This window comes from Stenotrophomonas sp. ATs4 (assembly GCF_051861585.1).
Classification (GTDB): Bacteria; Pseudomonadota; Gammaproteobacteria; order Xanthomonadales; family Xanthomonadaceae; genus Stenotrophomonas; species Stenotrophomonas maltophilia_AS.
In genome coordinates this window covers 232,715-251,850 of record NZ_JBLYPK010000007.1, presented here as the reverse complement: position 1 = coordinate 251,850, position 19,136 = coordinate 232,715, and the positions used below count along the sequence as shown (strand labels likewise).

Sequence of the window (19,136 nt, the reverse complement as noted above, 5' to 3'; positions counted from 1 at the left end):
CGAGGACGTGGGAGAGAGAAACGCCGGCCGCTGCGCATCCCGGGGCCCGTCAAGTATTCGTTAACGCTAGAATTGCGTCGCAGGAACAGTGCTTACCAGCACATTCCATCTGGTTATATGGACCCCTCCCCCGATGATCTCCCTTCGTAATTTCGCCTTGCGCCGCGGCGAGCGGCTGCTGTTGTCCAATGTCGACCTGACCCTGCATGCCGGTTACCGGGTGGGTGTGGTCGGCCGCAACGGTGCCGGCAAGTCCAGCCTGTTCGCGGCAGTGAAGGGCGAGCTGGAGGCGGACAAGGGCGACGTCGATCTGCCCGGCAAGGTGCGCATTGCCAGCGTTGCCCAGGAAACCCCGTCGCTGCCCGACCCGGCACTGAGCTTCGTGCTGGGCGGCGACATCGAAGTGGCTGCGGTGCTGGCCGCCGAGGCCGACGCCACCGCCCGCGAGGACTGGGAAGCGGTGGCCGAAGCGCATACGAAGATGGCCGAGCTCAATGCCTATGACGCCGAAGCGCGCGCCGGCAAGCTGCTGCACGGCCTCGGCTTCCCGGCCGAGACCCATCACCGCGCGGTGTCCTCGTTCTCCGGTGGCTGGCGCGTTCGCCTGAACCTGGCCCGCGCGCTGATGATGCCCAGCGACCTGCTGCTGCTGGACGAACCGACCAACCATCTGGATCTGGACGCGGTTTATTGGCTGGAACAGTGGCTGTTGAAGTACCCGGGCACCCTGCTGCTGATCTCGCACGACCGCGAGTTCCTCGACAACGTGGCCACCCACACCCTGCACCTGCACGGTGGCGGCGCCAAGCTTTACCCGGGCGGCTATACCGACTTCGAGCGCCAGCGTGCCGAACAGCTGCGCCAGCAGCAGATCGCGCACGACAAGGAACAGGCCGAGCGCGCCCACCTGCAGAGCTTCATCGACCGCTTCAAGGCGCAGGCCAGCAAGGCGGCGCAGGCGCAGAGCCGCATGAAGCGTCTGGCCAAGCTGGCTGGCACCGAAGCGGTGCGTGCTGAGCGCGAGTTCCGCATCGAGTTCGCGCCGCCGGCCAAGCTGCCGTTCTCGCTGATCCGCTTGAACCACGTCGAGGCCGGCTACGGCAAGGATGCGGTGATCCTGCACAACGTCGGCTTCGGCCTGGAAGCGGGCCAGCGCATTGGCCTGCTTGGCCCGAACGGTGCCGGCAAGACCACGCTGGTGAAGACCCTGGTGGGCGAACTGGCGCCGATCGTCGGCGAGCGCATGGCGCACCCGGACCTGAAGATCGGCTACTTCGCACAGCACACGGTGGAGTCGCTGCACGAGGGCCAGTCGCCCATGGAGCACTTCCGCGATATCGCCCCGGATGCGCCGAACCAGTCGTTCCGCGATTTCCTCGGCAAGTGGAATTTCCCGGGCGACCGCGCATTCGAGCCGGTCGATGGCTTCTCCGGTGGCGAGCGCGCGCGCCTGGCATTGGCGCTGATCGCCTGGCAGCAGCCGAACGTGCTGCTGCTGGACGAACCGACCAACCACCTTGACCTGGAAATGCGCGAAGCGCTGGCCGAAGCACTGGCCGATTTCGAAGGCGCAATCGTGATGGTTTCGCATGACCGGCACCTGATCGGCCTGGTCTGCGATACCTATTGGCGCGTGGCCGATGGCGTGGTCGAACCGTTCGATGGCGACCTCGATGCCTACGCCGCGTGGCTGCGAACCCGTCCGCAGGCGCAGGGCACCAAGGCACGCATGGAGCAGGTGGAAGAGCCGGTGGTGGTCAAGACCGAACCGGTTGCACAGGTGGTGCAGAAGAAGCCGGTGAACCCGCACAAGCTGGCCGCTGCCGAAGCCAAGGTGGCCGAGCTGGAAGGCACGCTGGCCGAGCTGGACCGCCAGCTGGCCGACCCGGCCAACTACGCCGATGCCACCCGCATGGCGGTGATCGGTCGTGACCGCGAAACCGCCGCTGCCCAGCTGGAAAAGGCTGAGGCGGCGTGGATGGAACTGCTGGAGTCCTGATTCCATCGGTAGCGCCGGGCCATGCCCGGCGGCTGTTCCCATCCGCTGCGCTCGCCGGGCATGGCCCGGCGCTACCCACGTCGCGTGTGTTTCATGCCTGCGCCTGCAACCACTCGCGGAACCGCTTTGCCGGCTCACGCTCGGCACGCGAGCGCAGCCGCGTCAGCCAGTAGCGCCCCAGCTCCAGTGTGGTACCGAACGGCTGCAGCAGCCGGCCTTCAGCCAGCTCCTGCTCGAACATGCGCAAGGGCAGCAGCGCCACGCCCGCGCCACCGACTGCGGCCATCGCCACGGTCAACGACGAATCGAACACCGGTCCGCGCGCTTCCACACCGCTGACGCCGGCTGCCTGCAGCCAGCGCGGCCATTCGTCGCTGCGGTACGAGCGCAGCAGCGGCAGCGTGCCCAGGTCCCGCGGTTGTTTCAGCCGCCGCGCCAACGCCGGTGCACACAGCGGTGCGAAGGGCGCATCGAGGATCGCCGTGCAGGCCTGGCCCTGCCAGTCGCCATCACCGAAGCGGATGGCCAGGTCCAGCCCTTCGCCGGCCAGGTCGATGCGGTTGTTGTGGGTCTGCAGGCGCAGCTCGATATCGGGGTGCGCGGCCTCGAACGCGGCCAGCCGTGGCAGCAGCCAGCCAGTGGCGAAGGTGCCGACCACGCCCAGCGTCAGCACCTCGCGGGCCGGGCCACCGGTGTAGCGCGCGATGCTGGCCGAGATGCGTTCGAACGATTCGTTGAGCACCGGATACAACGCCGCGCCTTCGTCGGTGAGTGCGACGCCGCGCGGCAGGCGATGGAACAGGCGGATGCCGAGCCGGTCCTCAAGCCCACGGATCTGGTGGCTCAGCGCGGCCTGGCTGACGCACAGTTCCAGCGCGGCGCGGGTGAAATTCTGGTGGCGGGCCGCCGCCTCGAAGGCACGCAGTGCGTTCAGTGGCAGAGTAGGGTGCAGCATCGGGAGTCGTGAGCCAGGATGATGGCTGATCCTACCTTCTCAATGTCCAGTTCAGGAGAATTAAGGGGTTTATTACGACAGGCATTAATAAATCTAATGCCTTCCGCTGATTTTTCGCGCTGGTCGCCTGCGCGGGAGGCTTCAATAATCGAAAGGTCCCCCAGGAGAACCCCGCATGCTCGCCCGTCGCCGATTCCTGCAGTTCAGTGGTGCCGCCGTGGCTTCCTCGCTTGCCCTGCCGTTGCTGGCACGTGCGGCAGGCGCCCCCCAGACCGGCGCACCGACCGATGCCGCCATCACCGCCGCTGTCGACTTCGCCGCGCTGGAAAAAGCCTGTGCCGGGCGCCTCGGCGTGACCCTGCTCGACACCGCCAGCGGCCGTCGCTTCGGCCATCGCCAGGACGAGCGTTTCCCGATGTGCAGCACCTTCAAGAGCGTGCTGGCGGCAACGGTGCTCAACCAGGCCGAGCGCACGCCGGCGTTGCTGGACAGGCGCGTGCCGGTGCACGAGGCCGATCTGCTTTCGCACGCACCGGTCACCCGCCGCCATGCCGGCAAGGACATGACCGTGCGCGACCTGTGCCGGGCGACGCTGATCACCAGTGACAACACCGCCGCCAACCTGCTGTTCGGCGTGGTCGGCGGTCCGCCGGCGGTGACCGCCTTCCTGCGCGCCAGCGGCGATGCGGTGAGCCGCAGCGACCGGCTGGAGCCGGAACTGAACAGCTTCGCCAAGGGCGACCCGCGCGACACCACCACGCCGGCGGCGATGGCCGCGACCCTGCAGCGCGTGGTGCTGGGTGAGGTGCTGCAGCCAGCGTCACGGCAGCAGCTTGCCGATTGGCTGATCGACAACGAAACCGGTGATGCCTGCCTGCGTGCGGGCCTCGGCAAGCGCTGGCGGGTGGGCGACAAGACCGGCAGCAATGGTGAGGACGCGCGCAACGACATCGCTGTGCTGTGGCCGGTGGCCGGTGGCTCGCCGTGGGTGCTGACCGCCTACCTGCAGGCCGGGGCGGTCAGCTACGAGCAGCGCGCCATGGTGCTGGCACAGGTCGGACGGATCGCCGATCGCCTGATCGGCTGAGGTAACCGGGGTCATTCAACCGTGGCTTGCCGGATCGGTTCGGCGCGCGCATCCTGCGCGCCTTCGAACCACACGGAAGTCCCCCATGAGCCATGAGCTGATCTACCTGCTGCTGATCTTCGCATTGCTGGTGATACCGCGCGCGCTGCAGCGTTTCAGCCTGCCGGCGCCGCTGACCTGCCTGCTGTTCGGCATCATCGGCATGCTGTGGCTGGGTGACCAGGCGCACGACGCAGTGATCGGTCTGCTGGCCACGCTCGGGATCTCCTCGCTGTTCCTGTTCGCCGGCCTGGAAGTGGACCTGCAGGCGCTGCGCCGTGGCATGTGGCCGCTGCTGGCGCACCTGGTGATCCGCAGCGCCACCCTGTTCGGCGTGGGTTGGCTGGCCTGGCGCTATGCAGGTCTGCCATGGCAGGCCGCCGGGCTGCTGGCGCTGGCGCTGCTGACCCCGTCCACCGGCTTCATCATGGATTCGCTGTCGCGGCTGGGCCTGAGCGAAGACGAGCGCTTCTGGGTTACCAGCAAGGCCATTGCCGGTGAACTGCTGGCGCTGGCCGCCTTGTTCATCGTGCTGCAGGCGGGCGATCCGGGGCATATGGCGCTGTCCAGCCTGGCCCTGCTGGCGATGATGATCGGCCTGCCGCTGCTGTTCATCGCGCTCGGCCGCTGGGTGGCGCCGCATGCGCCGGGTTCGGAGTTCTCGCTGCTGGTGATGGTCGGCATGGTCGCGGCCTACATCACCTATCTGCTGGGCGTGTACTACCTGGTGGGCGCGTTCATCGCCGGCCTGGTCGCGCGCCTGCTGCATCAGCGCATGCCGCTGCTGGCCTCGCACGAGAACCTGCACGCGCTGCGCCTGTTCGCCTCGTTCTTCGTGCCGTTCTACTTTTTCAATGCCGGCACCAAGGTCCCCGCCGAAGCGCTCAGCTTCGAGGCGCTGGGGCTGGGCATCGTGATCACCCTGGTGGTGCTGCCGTTGCGCATCGGCGTGGTCTGGCTGCAGCGCCGGGTGATGTTCGGCGAAAGCTTCCGCAGCAGCCTGCGGGTCTCGCTGGCGCTGGCACCGACGCTGATCTTCACCCTGGTGCTGGCGGCGATCATGCGCGAGCGTTTCCAGATCCCGGCGGTGCTGTTCGGTGCACTGCTGCTCTACGCGGCGTTGACCACGCTGCTGCCTTCGCTGGTGTTCCGCACCCCGTTCGATGTCGATCCGGTTGAACAGGAGCCGGCGGGCGAGGGCGAGGCGGCGCCGGTGGCAGCCACCGAAACGCTGCCGGTGGCGCAGGCAGCTGAACGTTGAACGGGTAGCGCGTGCGGTTTGCGCCCACCGGCCATGGCCGTTAGGGTTGGGGTATGAAACTGCCCGCCGCCGTCACCGCTTCCGTCCTCCTGCTCAGCCTTGCTGCCTGTACGCAGCGCTCCGACACGGTCGCCCATGATCTGGCGACCGCACCGGCCGATGCCTTCATGGCCGCCATCGCCGCGCACTGTGGCCAGGCTTACGCCGGCACCGTAGTGGAAGACACGCCGGCACCGACCGGGAAGGACCCGTTCGCCGGGCAGCGCCTGGTCATGCACGTGCGCGGCTGTGCCGACCCGGCACATGAGTTGCGCATCCCGTTCCATGTCGGTGATGACCACTCGCGCACGTGGGTGCTGACCCGCACTCCGAACGGCCTGCGCCTGAAACACGATCATCGCCATGAAGACGGCAGCGCCGACGCGATCACCCTGTACGGCGGCGACAGCACGCCGCCGGGAACCGCCGAGCGCCAGCAGTTCCCGGCCGATACGGATTCGGTGGCGATGTTCCGCCGCGCCGACATGCTGGCCTCGACCCACAACACGTGGGCGATGGAGATCGATCCCGACCAGACCTTCGTCTACGAACTGACCCGGCCAGACGGCCGTCGCTTCCGCGTGCAGTTCGACCTGAGCAAGCCGGTTGACCTGCCGCCCGCACCGTGGGGCGACGAAAAGGCACCCGCGCCGTGATCGCGGGGTCGGATCCCCAGTAGATCCACGCCATGCGTGGATGCGGGATACCTGACCGGGGTCAGAGCCCTGGCCATCGGCCAGGGATCCGGCCCCACGCTCAACGCGTGCCGAAGCGTGCGCGGCAACCGTTGCTCACCCACACCTGACCACGCGCGTACCCCCAGCTGCGGCCTTCCTGGCAGGCGCTGCCTGACAGTTGCTGCTGCAGTACCGGTCGGCCCTGGCGCTCATCCCAGTTGCAGGTCTGCGAACGGTTGTTGTTGCTGCTGCAGGTGACGGAGTAGTTGCGGTCACCGCCGCCGCCCCAACCACCGCCTCCACCACCGCCCCAGCCGCGGGCCTCGGCGAATTCGGCGCGGCAGCCGCCGCTGACCCAGATCGCGCCATTGCGCACGCCCCAGGTGCGGCCTTCGTCGCAGGGGCTGCCGGACAGCTGGCGGACCAGGCGGGCATTGCGCCAGCCGACCTGGCAGCTGCGCTCGCGGTTGTTCTGGCTTTCGCAGCGGATCGTTTCGCCCGGGCGGCCATTGTTGCCGCCCCAGCCACCCCCGTTGCCGCCGCCCCAGCCGCCGCGGGCCTCCACGAATTCGGCACGGCAGCCGTTGGTGACCCAGATGCTGCCATTGCGGCTGCCCCAGGTGCGTCCTTCATCACAGTCCGAGCCGGACAGCTGGCGCACCAGCTGCGCATTGCGCCAGCCGGTGTTGCAGACCCGTTCGCGGTTGCTCTGGCTTTCGCAGCGGATGACGCCGTTCTGCGCAGCGGCGTGCGGGGCGGGCAGGGCAAGGGTGCCCAGTGCGCTCAGGGTGAGGCTCACGGCCAGACTGGCCAGGGACAGCGGTTTCATGGCGGCATCCCATACGGTGGCAGGTGCCCGACTATAGGGAGGGAGGCGATCAAGCCGATGTGACTGGCAGGATTTGCCCCGGCCGGGGCCTCGGCCGCAGAATACGAGGCTTTCCGGCCCCCATCGGGCGCCGGCGTTCTCCAGCGGAGCTTCCCCCCATGCGTACCCACTTCTGCGGCCTGGTCGATGAGACCCTGATTGGCCAGACTGTCACCCTCGCCGGCTGGACCGACGTGGCCCGTAACCAGGGCGGCGTCTGCTTCATCGATCTCCGCGATCATGAAGGCATCGTGCAGGTGACGGTGGAGCTCGACAACGCCGAAGTGTTCGCCGTGGCCGCCAGCCTGGGCTACGAGGACGTGCTGCAGGTGGAAGGCGTGGTGCGTGCCCGCCACGCGGTCAACGACAAGCTGCGCACGGGCAAGGTGGAAGTGATCGCCACCGCCATCACCGTGCTGAACAAGGCGGCGCCGCTGCCGTTCCACGCCCACGAGAATCCGGGCGAAGAAACCCGCCTGAAGTACCGTTACCTGGACCTGCGCCGCCCGGAAATGCAGCGCATGCAGCGCACCCGCATCAAGCTGGTGCAGGCCCTGCGTCGCCACCTGGACGAAAAGGGCTTCCAGGACATCGAAACCCCGATCCTGACCAAGGCCACCCCGGAAGGCGCACGCGACTTCCTGGTACCGGCGCGCATGCACCCGGGCGAGTTCTACGCCCTGCCGCAGAGCCCGCAGCTGTTCAAGCAGATCCTGATGGTGGCCGGCTTCGACCGCTACTACCAGATCGCGCGCTGCTTCCGCGATGAAGCCCTGCGTGCCGACCGCCAGCTGGAATTCACCCAGCTGGACATGGAGTTCGCCTTCGTCCGCGAGGCCGATGTGCAGGACTTCGTGGAAGACATGATCCGCGGCATCTTCAAGGAAGTGGTCAACGTCGATCTGGCGGCCAGCTTCCCGCGCATGACCTGGGCCGAGGCGATGCGTCGCTACGGTTCGGACAAGCCCGACCTGCGCATCGCGCTGGAACTGGTGGACGTGGCCGAACTGGTCAAGGACAGCGAATTTGCCGTGTTCACCGGCCCGGCCAATGACGCCGAAGGCCGTGTGGCCGCACTGCGTATCCCGGGCGGTGCATCGCTCAGCCGCAAGCAGATCGACGAGTACGCCGCGCATGCCGCCAAGTACGGCGCGAAGGGCCTGGCGTACATCAAGATCGCCGACAACGGCGAAGTCAGCTCGCCGATCCAGAAATTCTTCAGCGAAGAGCGCTTCGCCGCCCTGGTCGCGCACGTCGGTGCCGGCAACGGTGACATCGTGTTCTTCGGTGCAGGCGGCTACAACAAGGTGTCCGACTTCATGGGCGCGCTGCGCCTGAAGGCCGGCAAGGACTTCGGCCTGGTCGCCGACGGCTGGGCGCCGCTGTGGGTCACCGACTTCCCGATGTTCGAATGGGACGACGAAGACCAGCGCTACGTCGCCCTGCATCACCCCTTCACCGCGCCGGCCGTGGACGACATCGCCGACCTGCGCGCCAACGCCCGTACCGCCGTTTCGCGCGGCTACGACATGGTGCTCAACGGCAATGAAATCGGCGGCGGTTCGATCCGTATCCATCGTCCGGACATGCAGAGCGCGGTGTTCGAGCTGCTCGGCATCGGTGCCGAAGAAGCCCGCGCCAAGTTCGGCTTCCTGCTGGACGCGCTGAACTACGGCGCGCCGCCGCACGGTGGCATCGCCTTCGGCATCGACCGCATCGCCGCGCTGATGGCCGGCACCGAGTCGATCCGCGACGTCATCCCGTTCCCGAAGACCACCGGTGCACAGGATCTGATGACCGATGCGCCGTCGCCGATCGTCGACGTGCAGCTGGCCGAAGTGCATATCCAGGTTCGCCCCAAGACCAACTGATCAGGAGATCCAGGCAATGACCGAGTTTGCGTTTTCGCTGGAGTGGGAAAAGCTGGGCAATGAAGGCTCCGAGGCCACCCTGGTCACCGAGCGTGCACGCGTGTTCGGTGGTTGGCTGGTCCGCGTCGGTACCAACCCTGCGGCGATGGCCCTGACCTTCGTCGCCGACGGCGAAGGCCGTTGGGACGGTGAAGACTTCGGCGTCGAGGACTACGAGGACGACGAAGAAGAAGAGTACGACGAGGACGAGGAAGGCGAAGAAGAGGAAGACGGCGAGGAAGAAGAGGACGACGAGGAATACGAAGAGGACGAGGAAGAAGACGAGAAGGCACCGGCGGAACGGGCTTGACCCGAACCGTTGTCCTGACGTCAACTCGCCCCATGTATTCGATCCGCCGCGCTACCGTGGACGACGCGCCGACCCTGTCGGCGCTGGCCGCCCGCACGTTCACCGAAACCTTCGGACATCTTTATCCGCCGCAGGATCTTCAGGCCTTCCTGGATGAGTCCTATACGGTTGAGCGCCAGCGCACGATCCTGGCCCACTCCGACTACGCGGTGTGGCTGCTGGAGCTGGACGGGGAGGCGGTCGGCCATGCCGCCGCCGGCCCCTGTGGCCTGCCGCACCCGGACGTGAAGCCCGGCGATGGCGAACTCAAGCGCCTGTACCTGATCAAGACCCAGCAGAGTTGTGGCTGGGGCAGCCGCCTGCTGGAAACCGCGCTGGCCTGGCTCGAACAGCAGGGCCCGCGCACGCTGTGGCTGGGCGTATGGTCGGAAAACTTCGGCGCGCAACGCTTCTATGCCCGCTATGGTTTCGAGAAGGCCGGCGAGTACCTGTTCCCGGTCGGCGATACCCACGATCTTGAATTCATCCTGCGCCGCGCACCGCGCGAGGCCTGACGTTCACCGCCGCTTGCTGCGCGCGCGTGTTCAATCACCGTACGTTCCTGCCCCGCTGACTGCCAGGCTGTTTGCATGACTCCCCCCGTATTGCTGCTGCATGGCATCTGGAACGCCCGTGCCTGGGTTGGGCCGCTGGCCTGGCGACTGCGCGCGCGCGGCTTCCAGGTGCATGCCTTTGGCTACTCCTCGGTGTTCGGTGGCCCGGATGTGGCGGTGCCGCAGCTGCTGGAGCGGCTGGCCGATGCCGGTCCGCTGTCGCTGGTGGGCCATAGCCTGGGCGGCCTGCTGGCACTGGAGGCATTGCGTCGCAATCCGCAGTTGCCGGTGCAGCGCGTGGTCTGCCTGGGGTCGCCACTGCGCGGCAGCGGTACGGCGCGCTCGCTGTCCGAGCATGGCTGGGGGCTGGCGCTGGGCCGCAGCAGCGAACTGCTGCTTGATGGCCTGCCGGACTGGCAGGGCAAGGCTGAGGTGGGCCTGATTGCGGGCTCGGTGCCACACGGGCTGGGCAGTCTGCTGGGGGCCATTGACGATGCCTCCGACGGTACCGTGGCGCTGGCCGAGACCCGCCTGCCGGGCCTGGCCGACCACTGTGTGGTGCGGACCAGCCACAGCGGCCTGGTGGTGTCGCCGGATGCCGCACGGCAGACCGCGCACTTCCTGCGTCACGGCCAGTTCCAGCACGGCCGCGACGCCGTCGCAGCGTAATGCGGTTCGCCGGGCATGGCCCGGCGCTACCGGCCTGCCTGGGTGGGTGCGAACCGACCTGCCTTGGTGGGTGCGAACCGTTGGTTCGCACGCTCTTGGCCCGGCCACGCCCGGCGGCATCCTGCCGTCCTCGACACGGTCACGGGGTCCGATCAGGTAGAATCCGCGGCCTTATCCATCAACGCACGTACGGAAAGACCCATGGGTAGAGGCCCCTCCATCGAAAACCGCAAAAACGCGTCTGACGCGAAGCGCGGCAAGATTTTCACCAAGATCATCCGTGAGATCGGCGTTGCCGCGCGCGGCGGTGGAGGCGACCCCAACAACAACCCGCGCCTGCGCGTGGCGATGGACAAGGGCCTGACCGCGAACATGTCCAAGGACGTGATCGAGCGCGCCATCAAGAAGGCCACCGGTGAGCTGGAAGGCGTCGAGTACGAAGAGATCCGCTACGAGGGCTATGCCCCGGGTGGCGTGGCCGTCATCGTCGACTGCCTGACCGACAACCGCGTGCGCACCGTCGCCGACGTCCGCCATGCGTTCAGCAAGTGCGGCGGCAACATGGGCACCGAAGGCTCGGTGAGCTTCATGTTCAAGCGCGTGGGCGTGCTGCATTTCGCCGCAGGTGCCGATGAGGACGCCATCTCCGAAGCGGCCATCGAGGCCGGTGCGGACGACATCGTGGTCTATCCCGAAGATGGCGCGATCGACGTGCTCACGGCCGCCGACAGCTACCACGCGGTCAAGGAAGCGATGGAAGCGGCCGGGCACACGCCGGATCATGCGGAACTGACCTTCCGTGCTGACAACGACATCAAGGTTGAAGGCGACACCGTCCTGCAGGTCAAGAAGCTGCTGGACATGCTGGAAGACCTCGACGACGTGCAGGACGTGTATTCCAACGCCGACCTCGGCGCGGACGCTTACGCCTGAACGGACGCATCGCCGGTCGCCTTTGGCGGCCGGTGAGCGGACAATGCGCACCATGATGACCCCAGCCGTTTCCTGCCATTGCCGCCGCCAGCGTCCGTCCCGGGCCTTCGGCAGCCGCGCGTGTGCCGCATGACCCGCATTCTCGGCATCGACCCGGGTTCGCAGCGGACCGGGGTCGGCATCATCGATGTCGATGCCACCGGCCGGGTGAGCCATGTCCATCACCAACCGCTGGTGCTGCTGGGCGCCGATGACTTCCCGCAGCGGATGAAGCTGCTGGTGCTGGGCCTGGCCGAGTTGTGCCAGCAGTTCCAGCCCACCGAAGTGGCCATCGAAAAGGTGTTCATGGCGCGCAACCCCGATTCGGCGCTGAAGCTGGGCCAGGCCCGCGGTGCGGCGATCTCGGCCGTGGTGCTGCGTGACCTGCCGGTGCACGAATATGCCGCCAGCGAGATCAAGCTGGCCGTGGTCGGGCGCGGTGGCGCCGAAAAGCAACAGGTTCAACACATGGTCGGGCTCATGCTCAACCTGAAAACCAAGCTGCAGGCCGACGCGGCCGACGCGTTGGCCGTGGCCATCACCCATGCCCATGTGCGGGCAACGGCCAACCGCCTGGGGCTGACTGCCCGCCAGGCGTGGGGCCGCAAATGAGGAGCTGCACGCAATGATCGGTCGACTGCGCGGCATCGTCGCCTACAAGGCGCCGCCGTGGCTGGTGGTGGACGTGAACGGAGTGGGCTACGAACTGGAGGCGCCGATGAGCACCTTCTACGACCTGCCCGAGCTCGGCCGCGAGGTCACCCTGTACACCCATTACTCGCAGAAGGAAGACAGCGTCTCGCTGTACGGCTTCCTGCGCGAGGGTGAGCGCAGGCTGTTCCGCGATGTGCAGAAGGTCAGCGGCATCGGCGCGAAGATCGCGCTGGCCGTGCTGTCCGGTGTCACCGTCGAGGAATTCGCGCGCATGGTCCAGGCCGGCGACATCACCGCGCTGACCCGCATTCCCGGCATCGGCAAGAAGACTGCCGAGCGCATGGTGCTGGAGCTGCGCGACCGTGCTGCCCAGTTCGGCGCCGGTGGCGCGCTGCCGACGGGCAGTGGCCCGGCCCCGGCCGATCCGCTGTCCGATGCCACCGTGGCCCTGCAGCAGCTGGGCTACAAGCCGGCTGAAGCGGCGCGCATGGCCCGCGATGCCTTCAATGAAGGTGACGAAGTGGCCACCGTGATCCGCAAGGCGCTGCAGTCGGCGCTGCGCTGACCCGCATTCCTTTCCCCCAACCAACCGCCTGAGCTTCGCCAGGAGTCCCATGTCCAGCAGTCAAACCCCGCACGCAGCCGCCCCTGGCGGTCATGGTCACGCCCCTCCAGCCGGAGGCCTGGCGCTGATCATCGGTGCGATCGGCGTGGTGTTCGGCGATATCGGTACCAGCCCGCTGTATACCCTGAAGGAGGCGTTCTCGCCGCACTACGGGCTTACCAGCGACCATGACACGGTGCTGGGCGTGCTGTCGCTGGCGTTCTGGGCGCTGAACATCGTGGTCACCCTGAAGTACGTGACCATCATCATGCGTGCCGACAACGATGGCGAAGGCGGCATCATGGCGCTGATGGCGCTGACCCAGCGCACGTTGCGCAATGGTTCGCGCTCGGCCTATGTGGTCGGCATCCTCGGTATTTTTGGTGCCTCGCTGTTCTTCGGCGATGGCGTGATCACGCCCGCGATATCGGTGCTGGGTGCGGTCGAAGGCCTGGAGGTTGCCGCGCCGGGACTGCACGCCTTCATCGTGCCGATCACCGTGGTGGTGCTGCTGGCGGTGTTCGCGGTACAGCGCTTCGGCACCGCGAAGATCGGCAAGCTGTTCGGGCCGATCACCTCGATCTGGTTCATTTCGCTGGCGGCGATCGGCATCTACAACATCGTCGATGCACCGGAAGTGCTGAAGGCGTTCAACCCGTGGTGGGCGATCCGCTTCTTCATGGAGCATGGCTGGCACAGCATCTTCATCCTGGGTGCGGTGGTGCTGGCAGTCACCGGTGGTGAGGCGCTGTACGCCGACATGGGCCACTTCGGTGCCAAACCGATCCGCCACGCCTGGTACTTCTTCGTGCTGCCGTGCCTGGTGCTGAACTACCTGGGGCAGGGCGCGCTGGTGCTCAACCACCCCGAGGCGGTGAAGAACCCGTTCTTCGAAGCGGTGCCGTCGTGGGCGCTGTACCCGATGATCATCCTGGCCACCATGGCGGCGGTGATTGCCTCGCAGTCGGTCATCACCGGTGCCTTCTCGGTCTCGCGCCAGGCCATGCAGCTGGGCTACATCCCGCGCATGCGCATCAAGCACACCTCGCACGACACCATCGGCCAGATCTACATCCCGGGCATCAACTGGGGCATCGCGGTGATGGTGATCGGCCTGGTGCTGGCCTTCCGCAGCTCGTCCAACCTGGCCGTGGCCTACGGCATCTCGGTGTCGGCCACGATGCTGATCGATACTCTGCTGCTGGCGCTGGTGGCCCGTTCACTGTGGCCGAAGGCGCGCAACTGGATCCTGCCGCTGTGCGTGGTGTTCTTCGTCATCGATCTGGGCTTCGTCATCGCCAACGGTGCCAAGCTGCTGCAGGGCGCCTGGTTCCCGGTGGTGCTGGGCATCTTCCTGTTCACCATGATGCGTACCTGGCGCCGAGGCCGCGAGCTGCTGCGCGATGAGATCCGCAAGGACGGTATCCGCATCGATACCTTCCTGCCGGGCCTGATGCTGGCACCGCCGGTGCGTGTGCCGGGCACCGCGGTGTTCCTCACCGCCGACCCGACCGTGGCCCCGCACGCGTTGATGCACAACCTCAAGCACAACAAGGTGCTGCATGAGCGCAACGTGTTCCTGCACGTGGTGACCCTGCCGGTGCCGTATGCGGCGGAGGGCCAGCGCTTGAAGATCGAATCGGTGGGTGACGAGTTCTACCGGGTCTACGTGCGCTTCGGCTTCATGGAGACCCCGGACGTACCGCTGGCGCTGATGCGCTCGTGCGACCACGGTGGCATCTATTTCGACCCGATGGACACCACGTTCTTCGCCAGCCGCGAAACCATCGTCGCCACTGCCAACCGCGGCATGCCGATCTGGCGCGACAAGCTGTTCGCGCTGATGCATCGCAACGCCGCCCCGGCAACGGGCTTCTTCCGGATTCCGGGCAATCGCCTGGTGGAACTCGGCGCGCAGGTGGAGATTTAATCTCCACCTGGACCCCATGTTCGGTTCGTTTCATCCAGCGCCATCCACGCATGGCGTGGATCTACCGTGTCGACCAAGGTCGACACCTACCAAGAGCAGGCCATGCCATCCAGACAGGTCGCGGCGATCTGTCGAAGGCGGGGTGGGTCCGGTTGCGGGGGTGTCCGCGGCATGGATGCCGCGGCCAAGCCCCCAAGGACGGGTTCACGGCGTCCCCCGCGACCGGACCCACCCCGCCATCCCCAGTAGATTCGCATTTGACGTTGACGTTGCCTCTGCGGGTGCCGGGCGCAGCCCGGCCGAAACCCGTACTTTTGCCGCATAATCAGCATATGACCGACGACCGCATCATCGGCGCCGGCGCCACCCGCGAGGATGACGCCGCCGACGCCAGCATCCGCCCCAAGCGTCTGGCCGACTACCTCGGCCAGGTGCCGGTGCGCGAGCAGATGGAGATCTACATCCAGGCCGCCAAGGGTCGTGGCGATGCACTGGACCACGTGCTGATCTTCGGCCCGCCCGGCCTGGGCAAGACCACTCTGAGCCATGTCATCGCCAACGAACTGGGCGTGGCCCTGCGCGTGACCTCCGGCCCGGTGATCGAGAAGGCCGGCGACCTGGCCGCGCTGCTGACCAACCTGCAGCCGCACGATGTGCTGTTCATCGACGAAATCCATCGCCTGTCGCCGGTGGTGGAAGAAGTGCTGTACCCGGCGATGGAAGATTTCCAGATCGACATCATGATCGGTGAGGGCCCCGCCGCCCGCTCGATCAAGATCGATCTGCCGCCGTTCACCCTGATCGGCGCCACCACCCGTGCCGGCCTGCTGACCGCACCGCTGCGCGACCGCTTCGGCATCGTCCAGCGCCTGGAGTTCTACAGCGTTGAAGAGCTGACCCGCATCGTGCGCCGCTCGGCCACGATCCTGGCCATCGACTGCACCGCCGACGGGGCAGGGGAGATCGCGCGCCGCGCGCGTGGCACCCCGCGTATCGCCAACCGCCTGCTGCGCCGCGTGCGCGATTACGCCCAGGTCAAGGCCGGTGGCCACATCGACCAGGCTGTGGCGCAGGCCGCGATGCAGATGTTGAAAGTGGACCCGGAGGGCTTCGACGAACTCGACCGGCGCCTGCTCAAGACCATGGTCGACTACTTCGATGGCGGCCCGGTCGGCATTGAATCGCTGGCCGCGGCGCTGTCCGAAGAGCGTGGCACGCTGGAAGACGTGGTGGAGCCGTACCTGATCCAGCAGGGCTTCCTGGTGCGCACCGCGCGCGGCCGCATGGCGACCCACAAGGCCTACCGGCACATGGGCCTGAAGCCGAAGAACCCGCCGCAGGACCTGTTCGCCGAGGTTCCCGATGTCGGTTGAGCCCCGATTCAGTTGGCCGACACGCATTTACTGGGAAGATACCGACGCAGGTGGCGTGGTCTACCACGCCCGCTACGTGGCCTTCATGGAACGGGCCCGGACCGAATGGATGCGTGCGCTGGGCTACGGCCAGGAGCGCATGCGTGCCGAGCACGGCATGGTGTTCGCGGTGCGTTCGATGCAGATGGATTTCATCAGGCCGGCACGGCTGGATGACACCCTGCAGGTGAGCGCCACGCTGGTCCAGCTGAAGAAGGCCAGCATGGCCTTCGACCAGCAGATCCTGCGCGACGGCGAGCTGCTGCTGTCGGCCCAGGTCCGAATCGCCGCATTGGAAGCGGCCAGTTTTCGCCCGCGTGGCATGGACGATGCCGTCCTTGCCGTGCTGAAACCCCACCTCCACCCCGAATCCGAACATTGAGGAACAACGGATGATCGCAACGCTCCTGGCCCTGCAGGCCACGGTCACCGAGGCATTGCCGGCCGACGTCAGCAACGCCGCGACACAGACCCTTGCCCAGGCCACCACCGGCGGCGGCATCAATTACCTCGAACTGATGGCCAAGGCCAGCCTGCCGGTGAAGATCATCGTGCTGCTGCTGCTGGTCGGCTCGTTCGTCAGCTGGGTGATCATTTTCCGCAAGGCCCGCGTGTTCAAGCAGGCCACCCGTGAAGCGGACGAGTTCGAGAACCGCTTCTGGTCTGGTGCTGATCTGGGCAAGCTGTACAGCTCGGCCACCGACCGCAGCCGCAATGTCGGCGGCCTGGAAGCCATCTTCGAAGCGGGTTTCCGCGAGTACTCCCGCCTGCGCGACAAGCGCCGGCTGGATGGCCGTGCGCAGCTGGAAGGCGCGCAGCGCGCCATGCGCACCACCTACACCCGCGAAGTGGACCAGCTCGAGCGCAACCTGGAACTGCTGGCCAACATCGGTTCGACCGCCCCGTACGTGGGCCTGGTCGGTACCGTGTTCGGCATCATGGTGACCATGCACGACATGATCAGCAGCGGTGCCCAGGCCGGCATCGCCGCGGTCGCGCCGGGCATCTCCGAAGCGCTGTTTGCCACCGCCATCGGCCTGTTCGTGGCGATCCCGGCGGTGTGGGCCTACAACCGCTTCACCACGCGCGTTGAGCGCATGTCGGTGCGGTTCGAGACCTTTGCCGACGAGTTCAGCTCCATCCTGCAGCGCCAGAGCGCTGGCGACGAGTAAGCGACTGACCCGGGAGTCCAAGCCATGTCCGCTGCCATCGGTCGCCGCAAGCGCCGCAAGCTGAAATCGGAAATCAACGTCGTTCCTTACATCGACGTCATGCTGGTGCTGCTGATCATCTTCATGGTCACCGCACCGCTGCTCACCCTGAGCTTCGACGTCGACCTGCCCAACTCCAACGCCAAGGCGCTGGAGAGCAAGCAGGACCCGGTGATCGTCTCGGTGCGCCAGGACGGCCAGCTCAGCCTGAAGCTGCCCGACGCCAAGGAGCCGACCGCCGTGTCGGCCGAGGAACTGGAAGGCCGCCTGGCCGGCATCGCCGCCCAGGACAAGGGCGTGCGCGTGATCGTCGCCGCCGACCGTGCCGTGGCCTATGAAAAGGTCATTGCCGCGATGGATGTGATCAAGCGCGCCAAGGTAGACAAGGTAGGCCTGGCCACCGATGCACGCTGACGCCCTGCCACCCTCGCATGAGCGCGAACCCGGCTGGGGCCTGCCCCTGGCCCTGGCCGTGCTGGTGCATCTGCTGGTCGCGCTGATTTTCATCGGCGCCTGGCTGTGGTCGCCCCAGCGCAACACCGATGCCGCCGCCGGCGATCCGTCGGTCGAGGCCAGTCTGGCGCTGTCCTCGTCCGAGGCCGCTGCCGCGCGCCAGGCGCTGCGCCAGTCGGAGAAGCTGGAAGACCTGCCGCCGCCGGTCGCCGAGCCGATCCCGGTGCCGGAAGACACCATTCCGCCGCCGCAGCCGATTCCCGAACCACGCCCACAGGACGCGCCGACGCCGCAGCAGCAACAGGCGCAGGAACGCGTCGCGCAGCCCGATACCAAGGATCAGGAGGCAGTGAGCGCGTTGGCCATCTCGCAGGAGAAGGCCAAGCAGGAACAGGAAGCCAAGCGCCGCCAGGAGCAGATCGACCTGACCGAACGCAAGCGCCAGGAAGATGCCGAGCAGAAGCTGCGCCTGGCCAAGCAGCAGGAAGCGGACGAGAAGAAGAAGCAGGCCGAGCAGGAGCGCGTGGCGGCTGACAAGGCCGAGGCCGAGAAGCAGAAGAAGATCGCCGAGATCCGTGCCCGCCGCGAGCAGGCCGAAAAGGAAGCCAAGCTGGCCGAGCAGAAGCTGCGCCAGGTGGCTGCTGCGCAGAACGCTGTCGGTAGTGCGGCTGCCGGTACAAGGGGTGCCTCCCAGCCGGCCGCCGGTGGTGGTGGCAACAGCGATGATCTGACTGCCAAGTACGCTGCGGCGATCCAGGCCAAGGTGCGTGACACCTGGACCCGCCCGGACAGCGTGCCGCTGGGGCAGAGGTGTCAGGTGACCATCACCCAGATCCCGGGTGGACAGGTGCTGCAGGCCAAGGTTGGTGCAAATTGCCCCTATGACGAGGCCGGCAAGCGCTCGATCGAGGCCGCCGTGCTCAATGCCCAGCCGCTGCCGTACCGGGGCTTTGAGTCGGTGTTCAACCGCACGCTCAACCTGACCTTTACCGCGCAGGACTGACGGCATGGTGGACGCCCATTCCCAGCGTTGTGACGGACCTGCCACGAAGGCGGTTCTGCGGCTGTGTGCATTCGCCTTGTTGCTGCCGGTGGCGCTGTCGCTATCGGCAGCAGAGCCGTCCGCCGCTACCCGCAATGACGATCCTGCATTGAAACGGGCCTACGCCGAGTCCATTCGCTCACGCGTCCTGGAGAACTGGCTGCGTCCTGCTTCGGTGCTGCCCGGCCAACACTGCTCCGCGCGCATCGTGCAGTTGGCTACCGGCACCGTGATCAACGTCGAAACGCAGGCGGACTGTCAGTTCGATGCCGTCGGGCGGACATCCTTGGAAGATGCCGTCCGCAGAGCCCAGCCTTTGCCCACCAAGGGATTCGAGCGTGTCTATGTGCGGGATCTGCTGATGACTTTCATCGCGGAGTAGCCGCGAGAGGGTACATTTTTGTTAAAAGCTCGTGATTGACATTTCCCGGGTGACTCTCCTTTCACGTAC

General features: G+C 66.8%; 20 protein-coding genes. 18 read left to right on the top strand and 2 right to left on the bottom strand.

The features are described 5' to 3' along the window. Positions 1-133 precede the first annotated feature (133 nt). Positions 134-1,999, top strand: coding sequence for an ABC-F family ATP-binding cassette domain-containing protein (locus ABR323_RS14560; RefSeq protein ID WP_439449830.1), 1,866 nt, complete (start codon positions 134-136; stop codon positions 1,997-1,999). 91 nt (positions 2,000-2,090) lie between these two features. Here the strand turns inward: ABR323_RS14560 and ampR are convergent, their stop codons facing one another. Beyond that, a complete protein-coding gene (gene ampR, locus ABR323_RS14555; protein WP_439449829.1) occupies positions 2,091-2,954 on the bottom strand; it encodes a LysR family transcriptional regulator AmpR in 864 nt (287 codons plus the stop codon). A 175-nt stretch (positions 2,955-3,129) separates the two neighbouring features. On the opposite strand from ampR, the gene blaL2 reads away from it, so the two are divergent. From blaL2 to ABR323_RS14540, 3 genes are all read left to right on the top strand, one after another. Continuing rightward, positions 3,130-4,041 (top strand): L2 family extended-spectrum class A beta-lactamase, encoded by a 912-nt coding sequence (gene blaL2, locus ABR323_RS14550; RefSeq protein WP_439449828.1) that lies wholly within the window; start codon positions 3,130-3,132, stop codon positions 4,039-4,041. 85 nt (positions 4,042-4,126) lie between these two features. Continuing rightward, a complete protein-coding gene (locus tag ABR323_RS14545) occupies positions 4,127-5,341 on the top strand; it encodes a cation:proton antiporter (RefSeq protein ID WP_135273453.1) in 1,215 nt (404 codons plus the stop codon). A gap of 53 nt (positions 5,342-5,394) precedes the next feature. After that, complete coding sequence (locus ABR323_RS14540) at positions 5,395-6,036, top strand: hypothetical protein (RefSeq protein ID WP_439449827.1); 642 nt, start codon at positions 5,395-5,397, stop codon at positions 6,034-6,036. Positions 6,037-6,136: 100 nt separating this feature from the next. Here ABR323_RS14540 and ABR323_RS14535 read toward each other — a convergent pair whose 3' ends face one another. Further along, a complete protein-coding gene (locus ABR323_RS14535; RefSeq protein ID WP_439449826.1) occupies positions 6,137-6,886 on the bottom strand; it encodes a DUF3011 domain-containing protein in 750 nt (249 codons plus the stop codon). Positions 6,887-7,044: 158 nt separating this feature from the next. Here ABR323_RS14535 and aspS point away from each other — a divergent pair, with 158 nt between their 5' ends. The 14 genes from aspS (at position 7,045) to ABR323_RS14465 (ending at position 19,067) form a co-directional block, all read left to right on the top strand. Beyond that, positions 7,045-8,796, top strand: a complete 1,752-nt coding sequence (gene aspS, locus ABR323_RS14530; protein WP_439449825.1) for an aspartate--tRNA ligase — start codon at positions 7,045-7,047, stop codon at positions 8,794-8,796. A 16-nt stretch (positions 8,797-8,812) separates the two neighbouring features. Beyond that, positions 8,813-9,145, top strand: a complete 333-nt coding sequence (locus ABR323_RS14525; RefSeq protein WP_439449824.1) for a DNA primase — start codon at positions 8,813-8,815, stop codon at positions 9,143-9,145. Positions 9,146-9,177: 32 nt separating this feature from the next. After that, positions 9,178-9,699 (top strand): GNAT family N-acetyltransferase, encoded by a 522-nt coding sequence (locus ABR323_RS14520; protein WP_439449823.1) that lies wholly within the window; start codon positions 9,178-9,180, stop codon positions 9,697-9,699. A gap of 75 nt (positions 9,700-9,774) precedes the next feature. After that, the gene (locus ABR323_RS14515) at positions 9,775-10,407 is read left to right on the top strand and encodes an esterase/lipase family protein (RefSeq protein WP_439449822.1); all 633 of its coding nucleotides are present in this window, start codon (positions 9,775-9,777) and stop codon (positions 10,405-10,407) included. A gap of 201 nt (positions 10,408-10,608) precedes the next feature. Then, positions 10,609-11,340, top strand: coding sequence for a YebC/PmpR family DNA-binding transcriptional regulator (locus tag ABR323_RS14510; RefSeq protein WP_135273446.1), 732 nt, complete (start codon positions 10,609-10,611; stop codon positions 11,338-11,340). A 129-nt stretch (positions 11,341-11,469) separates the two neighbouring features. Next, positions 11,470-11,991: a crossover junction endodeoxyribonuclease RuvC gene (gene ruvC / locus ABR323_RS14505; RefSeq protein WP_439449821.1), complete on the top strand. Its 522-nt coding sequence runs from the start codon at positions 11,470-11,472 to the stop codon at positions 11,989-11,991. 13 nt (positions 11,992-12,004) lie between these two features. Continuing rightward, complete coding sequence (ruvA, locus tag ABR323_RS14500; RefSeq protein ID WP_005410756.1) at positions 12,005-12,598, top strand: Holliday junction branch migration protein RuvA; 594 nt, start codon at positions 12,005-12,007, stop codon at positions 12,596-12,598. 49 nt (positions 12,599-12,647) lie between these two features. Continuing rightward, a complete protein-coding gene (locus tag ABR323_RS14495) occupies positions 12,648-14,567 on the top strand; it encodes a potassium transporter Kup (RefSeq protein ID WP_135273444.1) in 1,920 nt (639 codons plus the stop codon). A 332-nt stretch (positions 14,568-14,899) separates the two neighbouring features. Beyond that, entirely contained in the window at positions 14,900-15,940 is a 1,041-nt protein-coding gene (gene ruvB / locus ABR323_RS14490; RefSeq protein ID WP_135274850.1) for a Holliday junction branch migration DNA helicase RuvB, read from the top strand. Continuing rightward, a complete protein-coding gene (ybgC, locus tag ABR323_RS14485) occupies positions 15,930-16,361 on the top strand; it encodes a tol-pal system-associated acyl-CoA thioesterase (protein WP_135274849.1) in 432 nt (143 codons plus the stop codon). Before ruvB ends, ybgC begins: the two co-directional genes overlap by 11 nt. 10 nt (positions 16,362-16,371) lie before the next feature. Continuing rightward, on the top strand, positions 16,372-17,151 hold the full coding sequence (tolQ, locus tag ABR323_RS14480) for a protein TolQ (RefSeq protein WP_439449820.1): 780 nt from the start codon (positions 16,372-16,374) through the stop codon (positions 17,149-17,151). 24 nt (positions 17,152-17,175) lie between these two features. Beyond that, a complete protein-coding gene (gene tolR, locus ABR323_RS14475) occupies positions 17,176-17,604 on the top strand; it encodes a protein TolR (protein ID WP_006386166.1) in 429 nt (142 codons plus the stop codon). Then, complete coding sequence (gene tolA / locus ABR323_RS14470) at positions 17,594-18,646, top strand: cell envelope integrity protein TolA (RefSeq protein ID WP_439449819.1); 1,053 nt, start codon at positions 17,594-17,596, stop codon at positions 18,644-18,646. The genes tolR and tolA overlap by 11 nt, the downstream gene beginning before the upstream one ends. Positions 18,647-18,650: 4 nt before the next feature. Beyond that, complete coding sequence (locus ABR323_RS14465; protein WP_439449818.1) at positions 18,651-19,067, top strand: TonB C-terminal domain-containing protein; 417 nt, start codon at positions 18,651-18,653, stop codon at positions 19,065-19,067. Positions 19,068-19,136: the final 69 nt, after the last annotated feature.